The organism is Mycolicibacterium arseniciresistens (genome assembly GCF_030519285.1).
Taxonomy (GTDB): domain Bacteria; phylum Actinomycetota; class Actinomycetes; order Mycobacteriales; family Mycobacteriaceae; genus Mycobacterium; species Mycobacterium arseniciresistens.
The window spans coordinates 1-2,692 of record NZ_JAUMSQ010000291.1 but is presented as its reverse complement, the minus strand read 5'-3'; the positions used below and the strand labels follow the sequence as shown (position 1 = coordinate 2,692).

4 protein-coding genes and 1 pseudogene are annotated in these 2,692 nt (G+C 72.4%); 3 read left to right on the top strand and 2 right to left on the bottom strand.

Translation table 11 applies throughout. From position 1 onward, the window contains the following. Nucleotides 1-202, top strand: a pseudogene (locus Q2100_RS25930) (thiamine-phosphate kinase); the annotation flags it as partial. A 28-nt stretch (nt 203-230) separates the two neighbouring features. Continuing rightward, nucleotides 231-914 (top strand): uracil-DNA glycosylase, encoded by a 684-nt coding sequence (locus Q2100_RS25925; protein ID WP_302916378.1) that lies wholly within the window; start codon nt 231-233, stop codon nt 912-914. Here Q2100_RS25925 and Q2100_RS25920 read toward each other — a convergent pair. Beyond that, nucleotides 911-1,264 (bottom strand): hypothetical protein, encoded by a 354-nt coding sequence (locus Q2100_RS25920; RefSeq protein ID WP_302916377.1) that lies wholly within the window; start codon nt 1,262-1,264, stop codon nt 911-913. The two genes, Q2100_RS25925 and Q2100_RS25920, sit on opposite strands and share 4 nt — an antisense overlap. A gap of 68 nt (nt 1,265-1,332) precedes the next feature. Continuing rightward, nucleotides 1,333-1,527 carry a 50S ribosomal protein L28 gene (gene rpmB / locus Q2100_RS25915; protein ID WP_264011750.1) on the bottom strand — a complete coding sequence of 65 codons (195 nt, stop codon included), beginning with the start codon at nt 1,525-1,527 and terminating at the stop codon, nt 1,333-1,335. 233 nt (nt 1,528-1,760) lie between these two features. Here rpmB and Q2100_RS25910 point away from each other — a divergent pair. Next, on the top strand, nt 1,761-2,692 hold a 932-nt coding region (locus tag Q2100_RS25910), incomplete at its 3' end, for a DAK2 domain-containing protein (protein ID WP_302916376.1).

The following is a 2,692-nucleotide window of genomic DNA, read 5'->3' as shown; positions in this document are numbered from 1 at the left end:
CGTGTCCGCGGCCGCGGCGGCGACCGGGGCCGACGCCTGGGACTGGGTGCTCGGCGGCGGTGAGGACCACGCCCTGGTCGCGACCTTCCCCGGCCCGCCGCCCGAGGGCTGGCGGGTGATCGGACGGGTCCTCGACGGTCCGCCCGAGGTCCTGGTGGACGGTCGGCCGTGGCAGGGCAACCGGGGATGGCAGTCGTTCTGACCGACCGCGCACGCTAGGTTGGCCACTCGTGACCGCACGCCCACTGGAAGAAATCGTCGAGCCCGGCTGGGCTCGCGCGCTGGCGCCCGTCGGAGACCAGGTGACCCAGATGGGGGAGTTCCTTCGCGCCGAACTGGCCGCCGGGCACCGCTATCTGCCTGCGGGCCCGAACGTGTTGCGCGCCTTCACCTACCCCTTCGCCGATGTTCGGGTGCTGATCGTCGGCCAGGATCCCTACCCGACGCCGGGCCACGCCGTCGGCCTGAGTTTCTCTGTCGGCGCCGACGTGCGGCCGATCCCGCGCAGCCTGTCGAACATCTTCACCGAGTACACCGCCGACCTCGGCCTTCCGCAGCCCAGCACCGGTGACCTGACGCCGTGGGCGCAACGCGGGGTGCTGCTTCTCAACCGGGTGCTCACCGTGCGGCCCGGCACGCCCGCGTCCCATCGCGGCAAGGGCTGGGAGGCCGTCACCGAGCGCGCCATCCAGGCGCTGACCGACAGGAAGAAACCCCTGGTCGCGGTGCTGTGGGGGCGCGACGCGGCCACCCTCAAGCCGATGCTGGCCGGCGGGGACTGTGTGGCGATCGAGTCGCCCCACCCCTCACCGCTGTCGGCGTCGCGCGGATTCTTCGGATCGCGGCCGTTCAGCCGCGCGAACGAGTTGCTGACGCAGATGGGCGCCGAGCCCGTCGACTGGCAACTGCCCTAGCTACCGGAGATCGCCGGGATCGGCGGCGGTGCAGGAATCGCCGGTGGTGCGGGGATCGCGGGAGGCGACGGGATCGCAGGCGGCGACGGAACCGCAGGCGGGGGTGGGACCTCGACGGTCGCGTCACCGCCGGTGGTGCCGGGCAATTCGGGCGACGGCGTCGTCGAACCGGGCACCTGGGTCTGGGTCTCGGTCTCGGTCTCCACGGTGGTCGTCACCGACGTGGTCTCGGTGGTGGAGGTCTCGCTCTCCCCGCCGGAATCGTCGCCGCACGCCGTGAAGAGGGTGCCGGCCGCCACGCCGGCGGCCAGAGTGAGGAGAACAGACTGGGACGTGCTGCGAAGCGCCATGAAGACAGGGCTTCCCCCTGCGTCCCGGGGGCTAAACCCCCAGTAGAGACGGCCGGAGCCCGGCTGGGTCAGCCGCGCGCGACCTTGCCGGCCTTGATGCACGAGGTGCAGACGTTGATGCGCTGCTTGTTGCCGCCCGGGCGGGAGGCGGCGCGCACCGACTGGATGTTGGGATTCCAGCGGCGGCTGGTACGCCGGTGCGAATGCGACACCGACTTGCCGAAGCCGGGGGCCTTCCCGCAGACATCGCACACGGCAGCCATAGTCAGAACTCCTCGGATCAGTACGTGCTCGGATCTTGGGGGCCAACGACCGCAAGCGGGTGACCCGACAACCTGATCAGGATACCGGCCGCCGCGGCATTCCCCAAAACGGCGCCCGTGCGGCTGTGGATCGGCTGTCCACAGGGCGTGACCAGCCCGGCTGATGTGGTCGGCGGTGTCGTCGCCACTCGTTAGGCTGACGCGACGGCGGACTACACGGGTCTGGAGGTGGGATGGCGGGTCGGCGGCTGGACGCCTGCGCGCTGCGCCGGTGGGCCCACACGTCGGTGGGCGACCTGATCACCCACACCAACGAGATCAACCGCCTCAACGTCTTCCCCGTCGCCGACGCCGACACCGGCACCAACATGCTGTTCACCATGCGCGCGGCATGGGAGCAGGTCGACGCACAGGGACCCGGCGACGTCGCCGCAGTGAGCGCGGCGCTGGCCGAGGGCGCCCTGCACGGCGCCCGTGGCAACTCCGGGGTGATCCTGTCCCAGATCGTGCGCGGGCTGGCCGTCGTCACCGCCGAGGCCGCCGCCGAGCGTGGCGGCGAACTCCCCGAGGTGGACGGCGAGCTGTACGCCGCCACGCTGCGACAGGCCGCGGCGTTCGCGGCGACGTCGATGGGGGAGTCGGTGCCGGGCACGATCGTCACCGTGCTGCAGGCCGCCGCCGATGCGGCCACCGGAGTCGCCTCCGACGGTGCCGATGCGGCCCACGTCGCTGCTGTGGCCGCCGACGCCGCGGCCGACGCCCTCGACCGCACCCCGCAACAACTCGCGGTCCTGGCCTCCGCGGGGGTGGTCGACGCCGGTGGACGGGGCCTGCTCGTCCTGCTGGACGCGATGACCTCGACGCTCACCGGCGAGTCCACCCGGCGCGCGGAGTACGTGCCTTCCCCGTCCCCTTCACCGTCCCCCGGCGCCCACTCGGGCGGCGAACGGAACGCCACCGCGGCGCCGCCCCAGTTCGAGGTGATGTACCTGCTCAGCGACTGCGGCGCCGACGACGTCGAGCGGTTGCGCGGCCGGCTCGACCACCTCGGTGAATCCGTGGCCATCGCCGCTTCCGGCGGTGGGCAGTACTCGGTGCACGTGCACGCCGACGATGCGGGCGCCGCCGTCGAGGCCGGCCTCGCGGTGGGCACACCGAGCCGCAT

Coding starts and splice junctions, on each gene's coding strand:
- Q2100_RS25920 (WP_302916377.1), bottom strand. CDS start 1,264: ATGGCGCTTCGCAGCACGTCCCAGTCTGTTCTCCTCACTCTGGCCGCC.
- rpmB (WP_264011750.1), bottom strand. CDS start 1,527: ATGGCTGCCGTGTGCGATGTCTGCGGGAAGGCCCCCGGCTTCGGCAAG.